The 21,206-nt window shown below is 60.7% G+C and carries 15 protein-coding genes; 8 read left to right on the top strand and 7 right to left on the bottom strand.

The annotated features are described in order from the left end of the window. Nucleotides 1–13: 13 nt before the first annotated feature. Together ACTJKM_RS33990 and ACTJKM_RS33985 are read left to right on the top strand one after the other, a co-directional pair. The gene (locus ACTJKM_RS33990; RefSeq protein WP_440659799.1) at nt 14–1,075 is read left to right on the top strand and encodes a porin; all 1,062 of its coding nucleotides are present in this window, start codon (nt 14–16) and stop codon (nt 1,073–1,075) included. A gap of 223 nt (nt 1,076–1,298) precedes the next feature. Next, the gene (locus ACTJKM_RS33985; RefSeq protein WP_440661815.1) at nt 1,299–2,183 is read left to right on the top strand and encodes a tyrosine-type recombinase/integrase; all 885 of its coding nucleotides are present in this window, start codon (nt 1,299–1,301) and stop codon (nt 2,181–2,183) included. Between the two features lie 405 nt (nt 2,184–2,588). Here the strand turns inward: ACTJKM_RS33985 and ACTJKM_RS33980 are convergent, their stop codons facing one another. The 7 genes from ACTJKM_RS33980 to ACTJKM_RS33950 form a co-directional block, all read right to left on the bottom strand. Further along, a complete protein-coding gene (locus tag ACTJKM_RS33980; protein WP_440661814.1) occupies nt 2,589–3,677 on the bottom strand; it encodes a glycoside hydrolase in 1,089 nt (362 codons plus the stop codon). A 31-nt stretch (nt 3,678–3,708) separates the two neighbouring features. Next, complete coding sequence (locus ACTJKM_RS33975; RefSeq protein WP_440636245.1) at nt 3,709–4,881, bottom strand: polysaccharide pyruvyl transferase family protein; 1,173 nt, start codon at nt 4,879–4,881, stop codon at nt 3,709–3,711. Between the two features lie 152 nt (nt 4,882–5,033). Further along, nucleotides 5,034–6,212 (bottom strand): polysaccharide pyruvyl transferase family protein, encoded by a 1,179-nt coding sequence (locus ACTJKM_RS33970; RefSeq protein ID WP_440636247.1) that lies wholly within the window; start codon nt 6,210–6,212, stop codon nt 5,034–5,036. Nucleotides 6,213–6,250: 38 nt separating this feature from the next. After that, nucleotides 6,251–8,932: a glycosyltransferase gene (locus ACTJKM_RS33965; RefSeq protein ID WP_440661811.1), complete on the bottom strand. Its 2,682-nt coding sequence runs from the start codon at nt 8,930–8,932 to the stop codon at nt 6,251–6,253. Further along, entirely contained in the window at nt 8,919–10,391 is a 1,473-nt protein-coding gene (locus tag ACTJKM_RS33960; protein WP_440636251.1) for a DUF6212 domain-containing protein, read from the bottom strand. Before ACTJKM_RS33960 ends, ACTJKM_RS33965 begins: the two co-directional genes overlap by 14 nt. 174 nt (nt 10,392–10,565) lie before the next feature. Then, nucleotides 10,566–11,819 carry a glycosyltransferase family 4 protein gene (locus ACTJKM_RS33955; protein WP_440661810.1) on the bottom strand — a complete coding sequence of 418 codons (1,254 nt, stop codon included), beginning with the start codon at nt 11,817–11,819 and terminating at the stop codon, nt 10,566–10,568. A gap of 45 nt (nt 11,820–11,864) precedes the next feature. Then, a complete protein-coding gene (locus tag ACTJKM_RS33950) occupies nt 11,865–12,437 on the bottom strand; it encodes a MarR family transcriptional regulator (protein WP_057249450.1) in 573 nt (190 codons plus the stop codon). A gap of 232 nt (nt 12,438–12,669) precedes the next feature. Between ACTJKM_RS33950 and ACTJKM_RS33945 the strand changes: the two genes are divergently transcribed. The 6 genes from ACTJKM_RS33945 to ACTJKM_RS33920 all read left to right on the top strand — a co-directional run bounded on the left by ACTJKM_RS33945 (nt 12,670) and on the right by ACTJKM_RS33920 (nt 21,202). Further along, nucleotides 12,670–14,415 (top strand): type I secretion system permease/ATPase, encoded by a 1,746-nt coding sequence (locus ACTJKM_RS33945; RefSeq protein ID WP_440661809.1) that lies wholly within the window; start codon nt 12,670–12,672, stop codon nt 14,413–14,415. Then, nucleotides 14,412–15,830, top strand: coding sequence for an HlyD family type I secretion periplasmic adaptor subunit (locus ACTJKM_RS33940; protein WP_440661808.1), 1,419 nt, complete (start codon nt 14,412–14,414; stop codon nt 15,828–15,830). The genes ACTJKM_RS33945 and ACTJKM_RS33940 overlap by 4 nt, the downstream gene beginning before the upstream one ends. 291 nt (nt 15,831–16,121) lie before the next feature. After that, nucleotides 16,122–16,781 (top strand): calcium-binding protein, encoded by a 660-nt coding sequence (locus ACTJKM_RS33935; protein WP_057249444.1) that lies wholly within the window; start codon nt 16,122–16,124, stop codon nt 16,779–16,781. A gap of 67 nt (nt 16,782–16,848) precedes the next feature. Next, nucleotides 16,849–19,101: a glycosyltransferase family 2 protein gene (locus tag ACTJKM_RS33930; RefSeq protein ID WP_440661807.1), complete on the top strand. Its 2,253-nt coding sequence runs from the start codon at nt 16,849–16,851 to the stop codon at nt 19,099–19,101. Continuing rightward, a complete protein-coding gene (locus ACTJKM_RS33925) occupies nt 19,098–19,943 on the top strand; it encodes a class I SAM-dependent methyltransferase (RefSeq protein ID WP_440661806.1) in 846 nt (281 codons plus the stop codon). The genes ACTJKM_RS33930 and ACTJKM_RS33925 overlap by 4 nt, the downstream gene beginning before the upstream one ends. Next, complete coding sequence (locus ACTJKM_RS33920; protein ID WP_440661805.1) at nt 19,940–21,202, top strand: glycosyltransferase family 4 protein; 1,263 nt, start codon at nt 19,940–19,942, stop codon at nt 21,200–21,202. The genes ACTJKM_RS33925 and ACTJKM_RS33920 overlap by 4 nt, the downstream gene beginning before the upstream one ends. Nucleotides 21,203–21,206 lie beyond the last annotated feature (4 nt).

The raw sequence follows: 21,206 nt of genomic DNA, 5'->3' as shown, positions 1-21,206 counted from the left end.
CTGGAGGTCAGAAATGAACATCAAGAGCCTTCTTCTCGGCTCCGCTGCTGCTCTCGCAGCAGTATCCGGCGCACAGGCAGCCGACGCAATCGTCGCAGCCGAGCCGGAGCCCATGGAATACGTTCGCGTTTGCGACGCTTTCGGCACTGGCTACTTCTACATCCCGGGCACCGAAACCTGCCTCAAGATTGGCGGCTTCATCCGTTTCCAGACCTCGTTTGGTGACGACGCTTCGACCAGCCGTTATGACCAGCGTGACCACGACTTCGACGGCAACGGTGTACTCGATCAGTCCACGTCTGACTGGGATGCCTTCTCGCGCGCTTACATCTCGTTCGACGCCAAAAGCGACACCGAGTACGGCACGCTCACCGGCTTCTTCGCCGCTGAGTTCAACGCCGACAACGACACCGACTCTGGCGATAGCGACTTCATCGACGTTGATGAAGCCTACATCCAGCTCGGTGGCCTCAAGGCTGGTTTCTTCTACAACTGGTGGGATAAGGGCCTGAACGGCGAAACCGACACGCTCGGCAACGTCACCGAGTTCAACTCGATCGCCTACCTCTACGACGGTGGTTCGTTCCAGGCTGGTATCTCGGTTGACGAGCTCGAAGGCTGGTCCACCAAGGCTAACGGCATCGGCATCTCCGGTATCGTTTCGGCTTCGGTCGGCGGCGTTTCCTTCGACTTGCTCGGCGGCTACGACACCGAATGGGAAGAAGGCGCGATCCGCGGCTTGCTCTCGGCTGACCTCGGTCCGGGCGTCTTCCAGCTTGCTGGTATCTGGGCTTCCAACCCGAACACCTACTGGAACGCTTCCGAGTGGTCCGTTGCAGCTTCGTACCGCTGGAACGCCACCGACAAGCTCGCCGTCACCCCCGGCGTTCAGTACTTCGGCAGCCTGCAGGACTCGGTCACCGACTTTGGCAGCGACGATATGTGGCGCGCTGGCGTAACGTTGGACTACAAGATCACCGAAGGCCTCGCGACCCGCGTTTCGGTTCAGTATGAAGATGCTGACAACAGCGACGACCAGGTATTCGGCTTCGTCCGTCTGCAGCGCGACTTCTAAGATCATCTGACCTCGGTCAGAAGCGTAGCCCGCAGCTCGATAGAGTTGCGGGCTGTTGCTGTTTCGCAACGTTTGCTTGCTTTCGAGTCACCAAAATCGCCTAACGGCGAGGGCGCTGACTTGAACGCAGCCGGTTTCTCGGCCTCATTCGCGAGAATGAGGGGGAACTGCGAGCGTGGGACAGGACGCTGAAAAACAGGCGGGCGGCTTCAGCTTTCCGGACATGCGTCCGGGATACGAAGTCAATTATAACTTTAGCCCCCAGGGCCCGGTTGGCGTGGTGAAGGAAACCACACTGGGTGAACTGCTTCAGCGCTATGCCGATATCTTGTGGGAAGAGGGCAGCCACAAATATAACGTAAAAGCCTTCATCGGCGAACTTGACGAGATCCTGATCTGCGCCAGGTTCTCCACCTTCTCACAAGAGATGCTCGACAGCCTCATCGGCGCACTACGCAAACGCGGAAACAGCAACGCAACCATCAACCGAAAGATGGCGGCGCTGAGTAAGTTGCTGCGGAAAGCGTACAAGATGGGTGACATCCACAGCTTGCCCGAGTTCAGGCGCCAAAAAGAAAGAGCCGGTCGCCTGCGCTTCCTGGAGGTAGCCGAAGAGGAAGCGTTGTTCCGTGAGATCGGCAACCGTTCACAACTCTACTTGCAACTATCAATATTCTTGGTGGACACCGGAGCGCGCCTCGGCGAATCCATTTCCCTTAAATGGAATGATGTTTATGAAGGCAGAGTAACATTCTGGGTCACCAAATCTGGTCGCAGTCGCACAGTGCCTCTGACCTCCAGAGCAAAAGTGGCCATGGAGACGCTTGCGGACAGGTCTCCAGGACCGTTCTCATCGGTCGACCCCCAAAAATACCGCGCGGTCTGGAATTCGGCCAAACTGGACGCAGGCCTGGGCGACGAAGAAGACATTGTTCCGCATGTTCTACGGCATACGTGCGCGTCTCGTCTGGTGCGCGGTGGTATCGACCTTCGGCGAGTTCAAATGTGGCTCGGCCACCAGACACTTGAGATGACAATGCGCTATGCCCACCTGGCCTCACACGATCTCGACATGTGCGTGCCGGTGCTTGAGCGCCACGTCAAGTAATCCCCACACACCTCCCTAAACCACCGCCTCAGCCATCACCGCCGACTAGCTTGGAGTCGGGCCTAGGGTGAGATACTGCCTTGGAACCGGCACAGTCAGATGCGGAAAACTTTCCGATTCTGACTGGCAGTCATGGAGGTAATCCACAGCGTATCGGAAGCCGACTTCTCTCTGTTGGAGCGGCACCATTTGAAGATCGAAGGTGCCGCCGGGCTGAAGGCCGTTTCCATCGACTCGCCTGTGGCGCATGCCCTGTGCGCGCGGCCATACTCTTTCGAGCGACGAAGTATCTTGCCGCCAAGCCGCATATCCGAACTGAGTTAAGAGTTCTGATTGCTAGCGCACGGCCGACCCCTGAGAGCCCTGGCGCAAGTTTGGGTACGCGCACACTGCCCGTGCGCCAATTTATGGAATATCGGGCGCGATTGCCAGGGCACCGGCATGGCTGAGCGCGCCGCAGCGCCAGAGCCGATACGCCTGCTGCGTATCCCAGTCATAGTAGTAGGCCGCATCCAGTCGCTTTGTCTTCGCGAAGTCGGAAAAGACGCTGCGCATGGCAGCCATCGCCCCCTCGCGCTGACGATCATCGACGGGACAGGTTCGGGCCGTGTTGGCGATCCCCCACTCCGTCACCCAGCATGGCCGGCCGCTCTCCGATGGCTCACAGAAACCGAGGAGCTTGGTGACGACGGATGTGATCGATTTCGGATCCTTGCGGGCGGGGTAGATGTGGATGCCGTAGGCGTCGACATGCTTGTCCATTCCCCGTTCCCGCAGAAGCATTATCACCTCAGCTGGATCGAGCCGCTCCATGCCTTGTCGGTCCGCTTCCTTGGCGCCCATGTCAGAGAGCCCGGCGGAGACAATGGCGGCGCCACTGCTCTTGGCGCTTTTGCGCACCTCGTCACGGGTGATCCTTAGCACCTCTATGTAGCGGTCGAGGCCCTCTTCGAAAGCTGCGCGATCCTTGAGATCCGCGACGGTTCGCGGCGTCGACTCACCGGGCTTCTGATAGACGGCAAGGTCGCCGTTGTAGCCGGCAAGGTTGATCTCGTTTCCAGGCTCCACCGCGTCGAGACGAACACCGAGAGCATCCAGGCGCATGAGCGCTTCGCGAAGGCCCAAGCGGTATCGATCGAGATCCAGGTCGGACAGGCGGTTGATGTCCCAGATGCGCCCCTGGCCACTGCGGGGAAGCACCGCATCCGCATAGTAGCTTTTATTCGCAAGCTGAATTTCGAGCAGGATACGCAATCCGAGCCGGCTGGCTATGCCGACCGCGTCGATGCTCTTTTCGACCGGCCGAGACAGGGAGAGCCGCACATGTGTAGCGCCGCTATCGGCGATCTCCTTGAGCACACGCTCCTGCTCGGCGCGGTCGAGCCAGGCGAGATTGAGCCGATTGACCCCGTAGCGCGCAAAAGCGGCGTCCCCGGCCAGGGCTGGCAGGGCGCCAACGATCGCCGCCAGGGAAAGCTGGGCGGCAAGGAGCAGCGCCCATGGCGCTGCTCTCGTCAAGAGGCGATTAGATCCCAACCTGTTTGAGCGCACTTTGGAAGTTCGCCTCGCAAGCAGAGTACCGCTCAGTGACGGCCTGGGCATCGATCTTTGACAGGAAGTTGGCGAGATGGGCGCGCTTGTCGCTTTCGCGGTTCCACACGCCCGCCTCGATATAGGGGAAGCCGATGAATTCGAGCATCTCCCGCATGCGGTCGTCGACGGCGATCATGAGCGACGGCGTACCCGCCTGCATGCCGATGACGCAACCATGGAACCGCCGGCCGATGCAGAGGTCTCTCGACGACGACCAGGCGCGCCACTGGTTGGTGTCGAAAAACACCATGAGCTCGTTCTCTCTCTGCCACTTCTCCTGATGCTTGTATTCGGTCTTGCCGGTTATGCGTCCGCTTGAGCGGTCGTAGACCGGAGCGTTGTCGTCCACCGGGAGCGTAAGGTTATAGGCAACGACCTCGTCCTGGATGACGTAGCTTGCGACGCTATCGGGCTTCAGCAGCGCATGGGCATCGACGATCGTGTCGGCGACGCTGCCGAGATAACCGCCGAGCGCGAGTTTCTGGGCCGATGCCAGGTCGGCATTGGCAAGAGACGTCAGCGAGCGTCGCATCTCGTTCGGTGCGAAGAAGAGCGACGGGCAGCCGGTCGGCTTGACGAACTTCATGCCCTCTGTCCTGAGGAACTCCGCGGTGAAGTAACCCCGGGTCAGGAAGAAGCTCTCCTTCTGCTTCAGCACCTCGAGGAACCGCAATGTGCCGGCCGGCAGGTTCTCCTTGAGCCCTTCCCGCTTCTGGATACCGATGCCCATCACCAGCACGGGCATCTTCAGTTTCTCGAAGACATCGGCTTCGAGATCGGCGGAGTATCCCGGGCGCAACAGGTTCGCCGAGGCGAACACGCACATGTCGAATTCCTTGTTCAGGGCATCATAGACATCGTTGGCGCCGCGGCTGTTGACCAGGTGCCAGAAGGGCACATAGGTCACGTCATGTCCGCGCAAGGCGTAAGCTGCGCCCTCGCCGATCAGGTAGTTACCGGTGTTGGCGATCTTTTTGACCTGATCGATCAGTTCCTTCTTGCTTCGGATATCGTCGAAGTAAGGCTTGTGAAGGACCGTCGCACCGGAAACACGCGAGACGGTACGCTGGAGATAAGAAGGGATTCCGGTGAGCAGGATACGCATCGATACACCTGATTAATCGGCTGGCCGACAGAGTTGACGAAGAGCAAGTGCGGGATGAGGAGATGTGTGTGGGGTCTTCCTCATCCCGCCCGAACATTGTGAAATCGATCGCATTCGTGCCTCGGGTTGTACGCACCCGAGGCGTCAGCGATTTATTGGCCGATGCCGATTTCGCGCAGCACCGTGCGGAAATTGCGCTCGCGATCGGAGTAGCGGTCGACCAATTCGGATGCATTCAGCCCGGCCAGATGGCTGGCGACGAATTCCGCGCGGTTTTCGGCTTTTTCGAGTTCCTGCACCTCGACCGACGGCAGGCCGGTAAAGCCCAGCATTTCGCGCATCCGGTCGTCAACTGCCACCATCAGGCTCGGTACGCCCGCCTGCATGGCGATGATCGAGCCGTGGAACCGCCGGCCGAAGTTGAAGTCCATATGCGAGGCCCAGGCGCGCCACTGGTTGGTATCGAAGAAGGTGCGCACGTCGAACGGGACCTTTTGGCGCTCAGCGCCCGGAAAGGCGAGATCGCCGAGCATCTTTCCAGAGCAGGAGTCAAAAACTCTGCCATCGGCATCCGGCTCGACCTTCATGTCGAAGTGCAGGAACTCGTCCTGGATAACGTATTGCGGCTTGGCTCCCTCGGGGTTCAGCGCAATCGCATCGACGATGCAATCGTGATTGGCGCCGAGATAACCCGAAAAGATCGTCTTTGCCTGGCCGATCTTGACGCTCGGCAGCTTCTTCATCGACGCGCGCATGTTGTTCGGCGCGAAGTAGACCGAGGGGCAGCCAGTCGGTCGAACGTACTTGAAGCCCTGGTCCTTCAGGTAACCAGCCGTCTCATAGCCGCGGGTCAGGAAATAGTGTTCGCGGTCCTTGAGCACGTCGAGCAGACGCTTCGTTCCCTCCGGCAGGCCCGTTTCCAGATCCTTGCGGTTCTGATGGCCGATGCCGAGCATGACGATCGGCATCTTGAGCTTGCTCAGGACATCGGCTTCAGCATCCGCCGACAGCCCCTTGCGCAGGAGATTTGCGCAGGTGAAGACGCAGATGTCGAAGTTGTTGTTGAACTCGTCAAACCCGCTGCCGTTCTTGTGGCTGTTGTAGAGATGCCAGAACGGGATCTGCTTGGCATGCGGCGCGATCGCACGTAGAGCTCCCTCACCGATCAGATAGTTGCCGGTGTTGCTGATGTTGCGAAGCTCCTGAAGAAACTCGTCCTTGGATTCGGGCTGTTTCTGCCGTTCCGAATAGGAAACCGACAGGCCATTCGCGCCATTGGCGAGGCGCGTGTAATGGCCAGGAATGCCCGTCAGGAGGATTCTTGGACGCATGCGTAAGTCCCTTCTAGTTGAAAAGTCGCCCGGCGCGCTCAAACTGCTGCTGCAACGCCGGTATTAGATGTCTCACGCGCACGAATAACCTTGGCGCGCGAAAGAGATGAATTGTTCACGGAGCCGTCACACCAGCCAAGGAACTCCGCGAAAGAGTTTGGCCAGGCCCGGCGCGCCGCCGTTCTGAGGCAGCCTTCCATGATGGGGGCAAGCAGGTTGCGGTCGCGCGCGACCTCGGCGATTGCCTTCACCATGTCTCGCACCACCTGCGGGTCGGAGGGGGCGTCGATCAGGATGCCGTCCTCACGATCAACGATGAGCTCGTCGACTGCGCCGACGGCGGTCGCGATTGGAACACAGCCGAGCTGCTGCGCTTCTGCGATCATCAAGGGCGCACCTTCCCAGCGCGACGGCATGACAAGCACATCGGCCCAGCCGAGCGCCTTGATCAGATCCCGGCTGGCAAAGACAGGCGGACGCACGTCGACGCCGAGCTCTTTCAGCCGGTCGGTCCAGGAGAAGCTGGCGTCAGCCAGGATCTCGCCGCCGATCGCCCGGGCGTCGAACGGCACACGTGCCGCGCGCAGCTCCGAAATCGTCGCGGCGAGCCGGTCGATGCCTTTCTGCTGGTCGAGGCGGCCCATGTAGAGAAGCCTCAACCGATCGTCCTTGCGCTCGATCCGCCGCACCTGCAGCACCTCCGCAAGCACCTTCGGCGGGACCGAGAAGCTTGCGCCGTTCGGAACCGCAAATATCTTTTCAAGCGGTACGCCGAAGCTGTGCAGATAGAACTTGAGCTGTTCCGAGCAGGTCAGGAAGGCGTCGTAGCAATGCTCGTGCGCGATCGCTGCGAAAGGCTGGCCGGCCGGGCGCTTGAACGGCGTGTTGTCGACGACATGCAGATAGCAGGCTGTGCGCGTACCTTCAGAACGCAGTCGGGCGATCAGCGGGTGCATCGCCATGACGTGGTTGTTGATGACCAGATCGAAGCCAGAAAGCTGGCCCTTCAATGCGCCCCAATCGACCTCATGATGTTCGGCGATGAAGTCGTGTCCCAGGAACGAGCCGGAGCCGCCCCAGGCCGGAATGCCCTGATCCCAGAAATGCACGTAATCGAAGCTCGCATCGAATTCATCGATCACGTCCATCCGGCTGGTGCCGAGCACGAACAGGTGCGTCTCATAGCCGGCGGCCCGCAGTTCGCGGGACGCAGCATAGATCACCTTCTCGGCGCCACCGAAGGAGGCGTTCGGCACGAGGAGTGCTGCCGTTTTCTTTCCGGCCTCGCTGTGTCCGAGCGGCAGCACCGGCGAACCGCCGATTTCCGTGCGCAAGGCTTTATGCAGATCGGAATAGGGCATGAGCCGCGGCGGGCGCCACGTCCAGCGGCGCCCGGCGGTGCGGCGCAGCGGGCTCGTGGCAATCGCGTTGACGCAGTTGATCATGACCTGTTGCGGCGTGATGAGCGTTCGGCGTGGCAGGGCCCTCGGGAACGGGAACCGCACATTGAGGACGGCAGATGTCGGCCAGACCTGCTGGCTGCCGATCGAGGCGAACCAGTCGAGCGCGTTGTTGCGGATGACATCGCGTAAAAGCGCCGTTGAAATGAAGATGAGATCCGGCTGGCCGAGGTGCTCGGATCCGGCATCGAGGAACGTCGGCTCGATCTTGCGCTGCGTGGCGTCATTGCCGAGATGGACGAAGACGACGTTTGCCTTCTCGCTCAACCGTTCCAGATGGCAAAGCACGTTCGGCAACATGCGCGAGCGCAAGAGCAAATCGATCGTCGCCCCGCTGCCGGCCATCACGAATGGCGGAAAATGCACGTTGTCCGGCTCGCCGGTATTTGCCCAGAAGGCCGGAATGATATCGTCGAGGCGCAGCCGCTTCGGCTGCTTGGTCGGGTCGGTGAAGAACGAGATCGCCGCGTCTTCGGTGCGTGCGAAGAGATAGCGCGGGCATTCCTCGTGCTCGAAGTCGACGAGCATCGGCCGCTGGAACAGGGCTCTGTGGCGCTTCCTGAGGAAGCTTACGGACGTCGCACGGTCGCGGTTGGCTTCCTTGAACCGGCTTTCCGCCCGCAGGCGGTATTCAAAGGTCGTCTCGTGGCAAGGCGTGCCGACGAAGCCATGTTCCATGCAGGAGAGCCAGAATTCCCAGTCTTCGAAACCGTTCTGCCGGTCGTCGTTGAAACGAACTCCCTCCCGGAAGACATCGATGGAGATCATCGAGCCGGTATCGCAGATGTTGTCGGTGATGCAGTGAACCAGCCTGGAATAGTGGTTGCCGTAGTGCGCCCGCCAGCTCACCGAGAAGGTATCGATATTGGTGTAGACCCACCCGGCGCCGCTCTCACGCAGTTGGCTGTAAAGGGTTTCGATCGTGCCCGGCAGAACGCGATTGTCGGCGTCGAGAAAATAGACGGCCTTCGCTTCAGACAGGTTTTCAAGCACATAGTCGATGGCGCGGTTGCGCGCGCCGCCCGGCCCCGCATTGCGGCCGAAGACCACGTGGATGTCCGGATGAGCCGCAGAAAACAACAGCAGTTGATCGAAGGTCTCGTGCCGTGGGTCACCATCGACCGAGACGACGATGGCGATCCGGCAATCCGAAAGCGCCGAAGCCAGTGCGGACTCGATTGCCTCGAGTGCCAACGCCGCGTGCCCGTAGAGCGGCATGGCAATCGCGATCAGATCGCGTGGATCGCTATTGCTGGACATGAGATGCACCACCCGACTGCTTTACCATCCGGAAGCCCGACACCTTGAGCCAGGAAAAATCGACGGAGTCGGTGACCGCGCGGCTGAGGATCACCAGATCCATGGGATGGCGCACCGGCTCGTCCAATTGGAAATTGATATTAATCGGCTGCTGGTTCGTGACCTCGCGCCAGCCGCTGAAAAAGGCCGAAGGCTTGACCGAGCCCTTGCGGGCGAGTTCGGCAACTTCCGAGCGCGCGTTCGAATTGGCTGGCGCGAGCAGGAAGCTGACGGCGGCAGGCGCCCCCTTCGGATGATCGACGATGGCACTTGCGGAGAACGATATGGTTCCGGGCTCGACCGCCCGACCGATGGCACCGGCCGACACGCCGCTCGGCAGCGGGTGGCAGACGACTGCGTGTTCGTGCTCGAGGTAGCGCACGGTCTGGAACTCCGGAACCACCGGCGTGACCGAAACGTCGACGATCTGGCTCAAGAGATCCACCGACAGCCGGTAATCCTCGATGAAGTGACCGTCGAGCAGAGCCGTTGGCGCAATCATGTTGGGCATGCGCGTTGGCTTGACGCCGGGAAGGCCCGTATAGATGCGGAACGCGAGCGGACGCAGATCGAGGTCGGCATGACGCGTTTCAGAGCGTGCGGTGTAGTGCTCGCTGGCAATGGGGTAGCCGAGCGAAAGACCGATGGTTTCCGAGCCCGTCGTCGACACCCTCACCCGCAACGTCCTCGCTCCGCCTCCGCATGTGCGCGGTAAGGCGAAGAAGTTCCAGGTAGGCACCAGCTGTGAAAACGGCACAGACCATTCGGCCACGCCTTCGCCGCTTTCGACATAGCTCAGGACGACGACCAGTTCGCCACCGTCTCTCGGAACGGAATTGAAGTGTAGCGCGATGCCTGCCACGCCATGGCTGGACACCGGCAGGAGCTGCTCGACGAAAGCATTGGCAATCAGATGGCCGATGCCTTCGTCCTTGGGGTCGACATAGGGATCGTGCGCAAAGACCTCGGTGACCGGCTCCCAGTTGCGCGCCTGGAAGGCGTCTTCGAGCGCACGATAATTCTCGAGCAGCGTTTCGCGCTCGCGGCGCAATAGCGCGAGCTCCGAAGTGATAGCACTCGAAAACCGCGCAAGACGCCCGACACCACCGTCGACCAGCGCCTGAATGATTACGGCACTTTCTGCCGCAGTGTGTGCACTCAACCGCTTGACCGGGAAATCCGGTACGGTGCCAAGCGCACGCAAGGACACGAGCCGTTCCGCAAGATCCTCCTCACCCTCTTTTGAGAAGGCAAGCCCGATCAGCGGGAATACGTTTTCGAGAGTGGTTTGGGCCCGATCGCCCTTGGGAAGGAAATGAACCAGGTGCTCGATGCCGCTACCTTCGACACTCGCCCTGTCATGATCAGATGCCACCACCAGCTTTCGCTTCGTTTGCGAATACCTCACGCCAGAAGACATCAACTCTTGCACGCGCCACCTTCAATATGAACAAGTTCCCTCTGAAGTTGAATTCGCCGAAACGAAATACATCGGCGAATTCAAGCTCATACGAAAATCATATCAAGGTTATTTGCACTGCACAATAAGTGATATTTGTGTTTTTCGTGAAATAATACTTCGGATTTTGAAGTATTATTCAGATGAAACCAGTGATATATTAGAGGTCTGGGCACTGTTTGTTGCCTTGTCTAACAACATCATCTGTCGCGCGATGCAATCACCCAACCGGAACCGCTGTTCGATCGTTCGGCGGGCGGCTGCACGCATCTCGGTATACCGTTCCGGGTGACGCAACGCATCGGAAAGCGCGCCCGCGAGCGCGTCCGTATCAAAGAATGGCACAAGCAGGCCGTTGCGACCGGAACTCACGACTTCCTGCATGGGGGCGGTATCCGACCCGATGACAAGTGCGCCGCAGGCCATGGCCTCCAGCACCGACCAGGAAAGCACGAAGGGATAGGTCAGGTAGATATGCGCCGCCGAGATCTGGAAGAGCTGTCGCAACACGGCATGTGGCACGACGCCCGGAAACAGGAACCGGTCCGCCGGCACCTCCAGGGACTGCAGCAGGTGATCCCTCCAGGAGCCTCCGCCCGGCGGCGGAGCGCCGTAGCTGACGCCATCGCCTCCGACGAACACGAAGAGCGCATTGGGATGTTCCCGCGCGACTTTCGCCGCCGCCGCAAGCGCCTGTGGAAAGCCGCGATAGGGTTCGAGGTCGCGGGCCACGAAAGTGACGATCGGCGGATCGCCGGCTTTCAGCACCCGCCCATCCGGAAGCTTGAGGGAGGCCGATGCATCCGGACGGAAGACGCGCGTATCGACACCCTCATGGCAAACGGCGATGCGTCCGCGGTGCTCAGTCGGATAGAGGCTCCTTTGCCAATGGGTCGGACTGATGCCGCCATCCATTGACTCCAGCGACAGCAGCTGCGCCATGTTTCGCAGACGCAGCCGCTTTCGCGTGTCCGAATTGGGTTGGTCGTCAGGGGCAAAACCGATGTCCGCCCCTTCAGCGCGATAGAAGAATTCGCAATAGCCGAGCGCTGGAACGTTCGGCAGCACGTCCTTGACGAACATCATGCTGCCCCAGCCCGTGTGTCCGACGATGACGTCGGGCACCTGGCCCTGCTTTGCCATCGCCTCGAAGGTCTCTGCGACCCGGTGACCTATGCGGACGTGATGGTCCGGGACGCCCAAATGCCTTGCCATTTGCGCATTGGCCTGCGGCCCCGGTTCCGCCCTGTGGCGGATGACTCGCGTGGACGGAATCCGCTGATCGACGGTTTCCGTCACGAGGGTTACTTCATTTCCCGTCTGCGCCAAATGGGCCGCGAGAGCGGCGAATTGGCAGAAGCCGCGCCGGTGTACAAATGCTACGTGCATGTTCCTAGCCTTTTACCGATGAAAGGACAGCGTTCGCGCCGCGGCTCAGATGCCGTAGCGCGTCGCATTCCCCCAAACCAGCTCAAGCCGGTGCAGCGTTTGAAATGCGGTTTCGAGATTGCGCCGGTCCTGCTCGCCGTGGCTGAGCACCCGTTCATAGGCACCGGCAGCTTTCCTGAGCGAATCGCAGAGCTGCCTGCCCTTTTCCGAAAGCCGAATGCGAGCCGAGCGCCGGTCGCGCTGCGATGCAGCCCGGTCGATATATTCCCCATCGCCCAGTTGCTTCAGATAGTAGGACACGTTTGAACCGACATAGTGGCCGCGATCCAAAAGCTCAGCCACGGACACCTCTGCATCGCCGATCGCGAGCAAGACCATGGCTTGCGCCGGGCCAATGTCGTCGACGCCAAGCTTTGTCAATTCGGCGCGCAACAGGCCGGTAAACCGTCTGCTTGCTCGCTCCATCATCCGCGCCAGTTCGAAATACGAGACCACGGAGGCTTCGCTCTCCTGGCCAATATCTTCGTGTTCGGCGGCACTACCAACTGCGTCATCCCCGGGGCGGATGGCAACAGCGCCGCCGAAATCTGCGAACGGGTAGAGAATCTTTTGATTCATCCCTCTCTCCAACTAAGCATTACTACGATATTCAAAAATTACTTCAAATTTTGAAGCAATTTTTCGCCCCCTTTACTCCCCCCGAATATGATTATCTTGAGCATCCCACCATTATTGTGTCACACTTATCACGGCAACACTGTGATTTAAGTGATAACAAACAAAATAGCTTCCTCAAGACCCCAACGAACTTATCCAGAAATTCGCCACGCGTGACAGCAAACGAGGCAATATGATTAGCAAGAACCAAATTGGGCCAAAGACGGCGCAAAATGGAGCAAACGATCCACGGCTGCTTATTTTGAAGGCGCGCCGCGTGTTCGTTTTGGCACTTATTTATGCAGCGCTGCTGAGCGCTTGCATCGGCATCTTGCAGCTCTCCACGCCGCTTTACATGATGCAGGTCCACGACCGCGTCCTGAACAGCCAGAGCATGGACACGCTTACCATGCTGACGATTCTGGTGATCGGGGCGCTCATTATCTATGGCGTGCTCGAATACATCCGGGCGCTGACGTTCCAGGCGATGGGAAGCGCGGTCGTGCGTTGGCTGAACCTGCCAGTGTTGACCGCGGCAGTGCAGGCGGCGGCCGATCAAGGGCTGACCCGCGCGACCCAGTCGCTACGGGACCTGGCTGAGTTGCGCAGCTTTCTCACGACCTCCGCCGTCAGTGCACCGCTCGATGCCGCCTGGTCGCCGATCTTCCTCGGCGTGCTCTTTGCGCTGCACCCGATGTTCGGCCTTCTTGGCGCCATTTCCATTGCCCTGCTCGTGTGTTGTGGATTGCTGACTGATTTGCTGACTCGCCGGCTGATGAAAGAGGCCAATCAAGCCAATATCGAGGCCGTCTCGAAAATTGGTGCGAGCTTGCGCCACGCCGAGGCGATTGAGGCAATGGGAATGCTCCCGGCTCTCGCCCGCCGCTGGCGTGCGGCGCAACTGCATGCGCTGGATGCGCTCGAAGTCAGCGGCAGCCGAAGCAAGGCGATGGCCTCCATCACGCGCTCGCTGCGCTTCATGATCCAGGCGGCAGCGCTGGCGACGGGTTCTATCCTCGTGATGAAGCAGGAGATCTCGCCCGGCGCGATGATGGCCACGACCATTCTGGTCGGACGCCTTCTCGCCCCATTTGATTCGATGATCGAAAACTGGCGCCAATGGGTGCTGGCCATCGCCAGTTGGCGACGGATCGAGGCGGCACTCAAGGAAGATCTCGCCGTACGCCAGACGATGCCGCAGCCGCGCACGCAAGGCGATCTCGTCGTCGACAAACTGGTCTATGCCGCCCCCGGCCTCGATGTGCCGATCATCAAGGGCATCGGATTTTCGCTTTCGCCGGGCGAGGTGCTCGGCATCGTCGGGCCGTCGGCTGCGGGAAAGTCGACGCTTGCCCGCCTCCTTGTCGGCATTTTGAAACCGACCACGGGCGGCGTCTTCCTCGATGGCAACAACGTTTATCTCTGGGAGCGCGCTTCGTTCGGGCAGATGACCGGCTACCTGCCGCAATCGGTCTCGCTGCTCGAGGGCACCATCCGCGATAACATTTCGCGCATGGAGGAAGGCGAGCCTCAAAAGGTGCTCGACGCCGCCCGCCTTGCCGACGTGCACGACATGATCGGCCGGTTGCCACTTGGCTACGATACGCCCGTCGGGGACGGCCATTTGACGCTTTCCGGTGGCCAGCGGCAGCGCATCGCACTTGCCCGCTGCCTCTATGACCGCCCCCGCCTGATCGTTCTCGACGAGCCGAACGCCAACCTCGACGCGATCGGCGAGCGAGCATTGATCCGTGCGATCGAGAGTGCCCGCAACGACGGCGCGATCGTCATCATGATCGCCCACCGGCCAACCATCATGCAGGCGGCAGACAAGCTGCTCGTCCTCGAAAACGGCCGAATCACCCAGTTCGGACCGCGCACCGACGTGGTCGCATCCATGACCCCGGGCGAACCGAGACGGGAAGGCGTTTCCGCATGACAAAGAAACCCAATCTACCGATCGCGCGCGATGCAAAGAACGCGGTGACAACGCGTGGCGGGGAGAACCTACCTGCCATCATCGACCGGCCTCATCCCCTGCATGGGCTGGATGTCGATGCGGAAGGCAGCGCCTCCGCCCCGTTGCGTGGCGTGGTCCTTGCCGGTCTCACGACCATCCTCGTCGCCTTTGGCGGCTTTTTCGGCTGGGCTTTCTCGACGGAGCTCAGCAGCGCCTCGGTCGCAAGCGGCACGATCGTGGTCGATTCCAAGCGCAAGACTGTCAGCCACTTCGAGGGGGGCATTCTCAAGCGCCTGCTCGTTCAGGAGGGTGATCGCGTTGCGGCCGGACAGCCACTCGTCAAGCTCGAAGATACTCGCGCCCGCTCCGACCTGCAGGCGCTGCAAAGCCGTCGCCTTGGTCTGATTGCGAAGCTTGCCCGCCTCAGGGCGGAGCAGACGGATTCACAAGAAATCACGTTCCCCGATGATCTGAAGGGCGCGCCGGATCCGGCAGCCGATGATGCGGTGAAGGCCGAAACGAACTTTTTCGAGCGCCGGCGCGAAGCAAAAGCCGGTCGCCTAGATGTTCAGGGCAAGACCATCGAAGAATTTTCGGAGAAAGCCAAATCGCTCGCCGAGCAGATCCGCGCGACCGATCGACAGATCGAACTTATTACCGAGCAGCGGACTGCAATCGCCACTCTCGTCGCGAAGGAGTTCGCCCAGCGCTCGAAGCTTATCGAGATCGATGCCAAGCTGAGCGAACTGGCGGCAACCCGTGGCGAGCTCGCCGGTAATAAGGCCCAGGCCGAAAAGGCGGAAGCCGGAGCAGAACTCGGGTTGACCGGTATCGAGAATGAGTTCCAATCCGAGATTGCCGGCGAAATCACCACGGCCCGCCTTGAGCTTTCCGATGTCGAAGAACGATTGGTGTCCGCCAAAGACATCCTGACCCGCCTCGACATCCGCTCACCACAGGCCGGGATCGTCACCAACATTCAGCTACGCACGGCAGGCAGCGCCGTCTCGGCGGGGCAACCGCTTCTCGATATCGTGCCCGAGGACGAGCCACTGCTCGTAGAAATGCATGTCGGCACCCGTGACATCGACAGCATCGGTATCGGTTCGAAGACGCAGATCAGGCTGACGGCCTACAACCAACGCACGCACCTGCCTCTCGACGGCGAGATCAGCTATGTTGCGGCCGACCAGTCGGTCGATGACAAATCGAATGTCTCCTACTACGTGGCGCGTGCCCGCATCGCAGCTTCGTCGCTCAGTGCCAACCCCGACATTCGGCTCTATCCCGGCATGCCTGCCGAGGTCCTGATCGTCCACAAGCCACGCTCGGCGATTGACTACATGGTCTCGCCGATTGCGGATAGCCTGAACCGTGCCTTCCGCGAAGACTGAACTAGAACTTAACCACTATACGAAGCCGGCGAAATTCAATTTCGCCGGCAATTTATTTCTAAATTTGAATTGAATTCCAAGTAATAACGAAGATACTTACCCCTTATATCCCAGGGATAATCATCAAAACGACACACAATATACATCTGAGGTAGCAGGAAACAGCACAGTACATCTGTATTTATTTTGTCTTTGCTGTTGCCATATGTTTTTTTGCAGTGCAATGTCGCGGCGCTCATCCAAGGTTTGAGGCCAGAGATGGGCGTAAGCAACAACTCAGAGGAGTAGCATATGGCCACGTTGGAAGGCGGCGCGTATGATGACGCCCTTTTTGGCTCACGCTTCGACGACTTCATCCATGCACGCAGCGGCGATGACTTCGTGAACGGAGGCAATGGCGACGACACCATCTTCGGTGACGAAGGTGATGATCTGCTGTTCGGCGGCAACGGAAACGATGCCCTGTTTGGCGGCTGGGGCGACGACCTCATCCATGGCGACAACGGGAACGACGTCCTGTTCGGCGGCCAGGGTGATGACGTGCTCAACGGCGACAATGGGAACGACATTCTCCTTGGCGGCGGCGGCAGTGACTTGCTGTTCGGCGGCAGGGGTAACGACGTATTGTTCGGCGGCGCCGACAACGACGTTATCAACGGCGGCCAAGGCGACGACGTCTTGAGCGGCGGCGAAGGCAGCGATGTGTTCGTCTTTGACGGCGGTGGCGGTAACGACGTCATCCTCGACTTCACGCCCGGCGAAGACCTGCTGCAGGTTTCGAAGGACATCAACGGCCTCGACATCTCTTCTCCGGAAGATCTGGCATCGCGCGTCACCCAGGTTGGCGGCAACGTCGTGATCGACTTCGGCCATGGCGACACGCTGACGCTTGTCAATGCCGATGCCGACGACATCCAGGCAAACCCGAACCACTACTTCACGATCCATTGAGATTGACCGGCGCGCCCCACTTCCTCCCGGTGGGGCGCCCTCCCTTTTCGTCCTTCAGGAGTAGCGCGTGACGGCAGACGACCGCATCAGGAGCCTCAGCGACGAATTCGCAACTGCTGTGGCATTCAGGCTCAGCCTTGATGTTGCTGTGCTGATCTGGGACGCCCCCGCAGACCTGCCGGCGAAAACCAAATATGTGCTTTCTGCATCGCGATCCCTCGTTCCTCTTGTCAGCATGACCCTCCCGCGCGCCGACGGCGGGCAACGCGTCTTCTGGGCAATGCGGCCCGGAAACGAGCGCGAGCTTGCGGAAATCGCAGTCGATCGCGATGTCCTTCAGACCGTCGTCCTCGAACCGACTGGCCGGCTTCCGTTCCTCGATATGGCGGCACAGTTCGCCGGTCTGATGCCCGAGGGGCGCTTCAAGTTTCTCAACACCCTGCTCACCGTCTGGCGGAGCGCATTCCGGCTTTCCCGCGACGAGTTTTTTACCGGTCTGGTCGACGACGCGATCCATGCCCTGAACCTTGGCCAGCGCCCCGCGACGATCGCCTGCCGGCTTGCCCATGGCCGATACCTTGCGGAAACGACCGTCAGCGCCGAGTTTGGCGAGATCAGTGCAATCTATGCGCTGAGCGCCGACGCGGTCCTGCCGTTGCCGCAGCAGTTTGCCATCACCGGTCGGGCGGAGCGCGGCTGGCGCCGTTGCCACTTCGTGCTCGAAACGCCACGGGCGCCGCAGGCGCTCTCTCTCATGATCATGGGCAAGCGTGGCGTTGCCATCCGCGAGGTCGCCCATCGCGGCTCGCGCTACCAGAACATCCAGGAATGGTGGCCCGAACACGGCGCCGCGCTGGGCCTCAGGGAGTTCGTCGTCCGTTGCCTCTCTGCGTTCCCTGAAAGCGGGACGGCGCTCGCAACCGACCTACAGCTTCGTTCGCCCTTGCCGGCACGCCAGGCCGGAAAATCCCCTCTCCACCCCGGTGCAGAGATCGATCTGGCGCTCGCGCTACCCGATGGGCTGCTGGTCGGCGGTTGGACCCGTGACCCGTCCGGCGTGCTCTCGGGGATCGACTATCTTCAGGAAGACGGCACTGCGTTACCGCTTGACGGCAACTGGTATGAATTCCCCGGCTGGGCCCGTGGCGCGGAAGAAGGCTCGAAGACTGATGTGACAGGCTTCGTCAGCTGGTTGCCGATGCGAGAACCGCTCGGCACCCTACTTCAGCCCCGTTTCCAGATGCGGCTTGCCTCCGGCGCCGTCAAACCGCTCGTGCCGAAGCCGCAGCCCTTCGATCCCGCGACACAACGCAACCGCATCCTGCGGGCCGTTCCGCCACAGCACGCCATCGATGCGGCGTTCCGCACGATCCTCGCGCCCGCGCTTAAGGACGTGGAGCAAAGACTGGGAAAGACGATCAGGGTCGATCAGACGAAGGACTTCGGTCCTATGCTGGAGGCGCCTCTGGTCTCGATCGTCGTGCCACTCTACCGCGTTCTCGACTTCCTGCGCTTTCAGCTCTCAGGCCTCGCCACCGACCCCTTTGTCGCCGCCAATGCCGAGATCATCTATGTGCTGGATTCCCCTGAAATCCACGACGAGACTGAGCACCTGCTCGGCGGCTTTCACCTGTTGCATGGGCTTTCGATGAAGCTCGTGGTGATGAACCGCAATGGTGGCTATGCCCGTGCATGCAATGCAGGCGCACGCTATGCCCGCGGTTCCGTCGTCGTCATGCTCAACTCGGATGTCGTGCCCTGCGGGCCGGGGTGGCTGGAGACGCTTGCACTCCCGGTGCTCCGAGAGAAGTCGCTCGGCGCGATCGGCCCGAAGCTTCTCTTCGAGGACGGTTCGCTGCAGCACGCGGGTCTCTACTTTGCCCGCAACAAGCAGGACATCTGGCTGAACCATCATTTCTACAAGGGCATGCCCGGTGCCTACGCGCCCGCGCAAAAAACGCGCGTCGTGCCTGGGGTCACCGGTGCCTGTCAGGTCATGCGCCGGGAGGTCTGGGAACTCGTCGGCGGCTATGCCGAGGACTTCGTGATCGGCGACTACGAAGACAGCGATCTCTGCCTCAAGATCCGGCAGGCCGGCTTCGACATCGTCTATGAGCCGGCTGCCTGCCTTTATCATCTGGAGCGGCGATCGATCAGCCGCAGCCAGGATTACACGCGCGGTGTTGCGAGCCAGTACAATGCATGGCTGCACACCGAACGCTGGAACGACGACATCAGCGCGCTGATGCCAGCCTACCTCGGCGCCGAAGAGGCGGCAGCGCCGAGCGGTCACAAGACTGCCGCCAGGAGCGCCGCATGAACCAACCCGCACTTCGCCACGCAGATAGCCTGCAAACGGCCTGGCAGCCGAACGAGGACCGCATCGACGGGATGCTTCAAACGGTTCTCAGCAATCGTTTCCTGCCACAGCCCGACAGCAACAGCGTGTTCGTCGGAGACGGTAACTACCGGGCGGTTGGCGCCGAGTTTCTCGGCCATTTCATCCGCATGGGCGGATTGCAGCCGGAAAGCAGCGTGCTCGACATCGGTAGCGGCATCGGCCGGATGGCCGTTCCGCTCACACAGTATCTCGACGCCGATCGCGCCCGCTACGTCGGCGTCGATCCCGTGGAAGGCGGTGTCGCGTGGTGCCGCAAGTCCGTCACGCCCGTCTACCCAAATTTCACTTTCGAGCATGTGGACATTGCCCACGAGCTCTACAATCCCATGGGCAAGATCAACGGCAAAGCGCTGAAGCTCCCCTATCCGGATCGAACCTTTGATTTCGCGATCATGACATCGATCGTCACGCACCTCCCGCCGGACGAAGTGCTTGTCTATTTCAGCGAAATCAGCCGAATGCTGAAGCCCGGTGGCCGGCTCTTCGTGACGGCGTTCGTCGTCGATCGCGTGGCGGCGAAGAATGAAAACGGCAGGCGGGATCCGCGCCTTGGCTTCAATCGCAACGGCGATGGTCCCTGCTGGTTCGTGCCGGGCCTACCGCCGCTTGCCGCTGTCGGTTTCGATGACGGCTTTCTCGATCGGGCGCTCGAACGGGCGGGCTTTTCAACTATCCTGAAATCACTCGGCCATTGGCGCGGGCACGATGCCGGTCACTACCAGGATGTCTTCGTTGCCGAACGCCGGGGTGCAAACGGATGAAGAAGCGCATTCTGGTCGCGGCGCACAATCATCCGGCTCTCCATCCGGGCGGTACGGAGATTTTCGCGCACGACCTCTTCCGCGCCTATCAACGCGCCGGCCATGAAGTACTCTTCCTCGGCGCTACCAACCAGACCCATAGGCAGGTGCGCCCAGGCACGAGCTTCCAGGCGATTGGCTCTGAGGGCGACGAGGTGCTGTTGTGGTCCGGTCATTTCGATCGCTTCTTCATGAGCCAGATCGACCTCTATGGCGTCGTTCCTGATCTGACCGAGCTTTTGCGCGATTTCCAGCCGGACGTGGTCCACATTCACCACCTGCTGCTGCTCGGCGCCGAGTTTCCGCACATCGTGCGCCGGACCTTGCCCGAATGTCGCATCGTCATGACGCTGCATGACTACTATCCGCTTTGCCACCATGACGGACTGATGGTGCGAACCAGCGACAAGGAGCTTTGCCACAAGTCAACGCCCGACCGCTGCCACGCCTGCTTCAAGGATATCCCGCTCGACCGCTTCGTGCTTCGCGAGCAGCATCTTAAAGCCCTGTTGCGCACGGTGGACCGTTTCGTATCGCCGAGCCAGTTCCTGAGGCAGCGATACATCGACTGGGGCCTCGACGGGGAACAGATCGATGTCATCCCGAATGGCTTGCCACGGCGGGACCTTCCGACGCGGAAGGATCGACAGGAAAACGACCGGCCGATCTTTGGTTATTTCGGCAACCTCAATCCCTGGAAGGGCACCACCGTGCTGCTTGAGGCCGCGCGGCAACTGATCGACGAGGGCCTGCGCTTCGAGCTCAGGGTACACGGCGGCGCGCCGTTCCAGAGCGATAGCTTCAAGGACGAGATCGCCCGCCTGTTCAAAAAGACCGCCCCCACCGTCCAGCAGCGCGGCGCCTACCGGCGTGACGACATTACCGACCTCATCGCCGCGGTCGATTGCACCATCGTGCCTTCGATCTGGTGGGAGAATGCGCCACTCGTCATTGGCGAGGCGCAATCCCAGCGCAAACCCGTGATCGCGAGCAACATCGGCGGCATGGCCGAAATGGTTCAGGACGGCGTGAGCGGCCTGACTGTTACACCCAACGACCCGCGGGCGCTTGCCGCCGCCATGCGCCGCATCGCGGAAAACCCGGATCTCAGGCGCCGCCTTTCGGCGAACGCCCGTAAACCCGATGATATCGACGCCACTGCCCGCCGCTATCTCACGCTCATCGATAAGATAGAGCCGGCACGAACCGCCGCGGCCTAGAGGA

This window comes from Ensifer sp. 22460 (genome assembly GCF_052044935.1).
Taxonomy (GTDB): Bacteria; Pseudomonadota; Alphaproteobacteria; order Rhizobiales; family Rhizobiaceae; genus Ensifer.
Note: the sequence above shows the minus strand (reverse complement) of the source record. Positions and strands in the feature narration are given on the sequence as shown.

Bases quoted from the DNA above. Each gene is read 5' to 3' on its own strand.
- ACTJKM_RS33990 (WP_440659799.1), top strand. From the start codon at position 14: ATGAACATCAAGAGCCTTCTTCTCGGCTCCGCTGCTGCTCTCGCAGCA.
- ACTJKM_RS33985 (WP_440661815.1), top strand. From the start codon at position 1,299: ATGCGTCCGGGATACGAAGTCAATTATAACTTTAGCCCCCAGGGCCCG.
- ACTJKM_RS33975 (WP_440636245.1), bottom strand. From the start codon at position 4,881: ATGCGTATCCTGCTCACCGGAATCCCTTCTTATCTCCAGCGTACCGTC.
- ACTJKM_RS33970 (WP_440636247.1), bottom strand. From the start codon at position 6,212: ATGCGTCCAAGAATCCTCCTGACGGGCATTCCTGGCCATTACACGCGC.
- ACTJKM_RS33965 (WP_440661811.1), bottom strand. From the start codon at position 8,932: ATGTCCAGCAATAGCGATCCACGCGATCTGATCGCGATTGCCATGCCG.
- ACTJKM_RS33960 (WP_440636251.1), bottom strand. From the start codon at position 10,391: ATGTCTTCTGGCGTGAGGTATTCGCAAACGAAGCGAAAGCTGGTGGTG.
- ACTJKM_RS33955 (WP_440661810.1), bottom strand. From the start codon at position 11,819: ATGCACGTAGCATTTGTACACCGGCGCGGCTTCTGCCAATTCGCCGCT.
- ACTJKM_RS33950 (WP_057249450.1), bottom strand. From the start codon at position 12,437: ATGAATCAAAAGATTCTCTACCCGTTCGCAGATTTCGGCGGCGCTGTT.
- ACTJKM_RS33945 (WP_440661809.1), top strand. From the start codon at position 12,670: ATGATTAGCAAGAACCAAATTGGGCCAAAGACGGCGCAAAATGGAGCA.
- ACTJKM_RS33940 (WP_440661808.1), top strand. From the start codon at position 14,412: ATGACAAAGAAACCCAATCTACCGATCGCGCGCGATGCAAAGAACGCG.
- ACTJKM_RS33935 (WP_057249444.1), top strand. From the start codon at position 16,122: ATGGCCACGTTGGAAGGCGGCGCGTATGATGACGCCCTTTTTGGCTCA.
- ACTJKM_RS33925 (WP_440661806.1), top strand. From the start codon at position 19,098: ATGAACCAACCCGCACTTCGCCACGCAGATAGCCTGCAAACGGCCTGG.
- ACTJKM_RS33920 (WP_440661805.1), top strand. From the start codon at position 19,940: ATGAAGAAGCGCATTCTGGTCGCGGCGCACAATCATCCGGCTCTCCAT.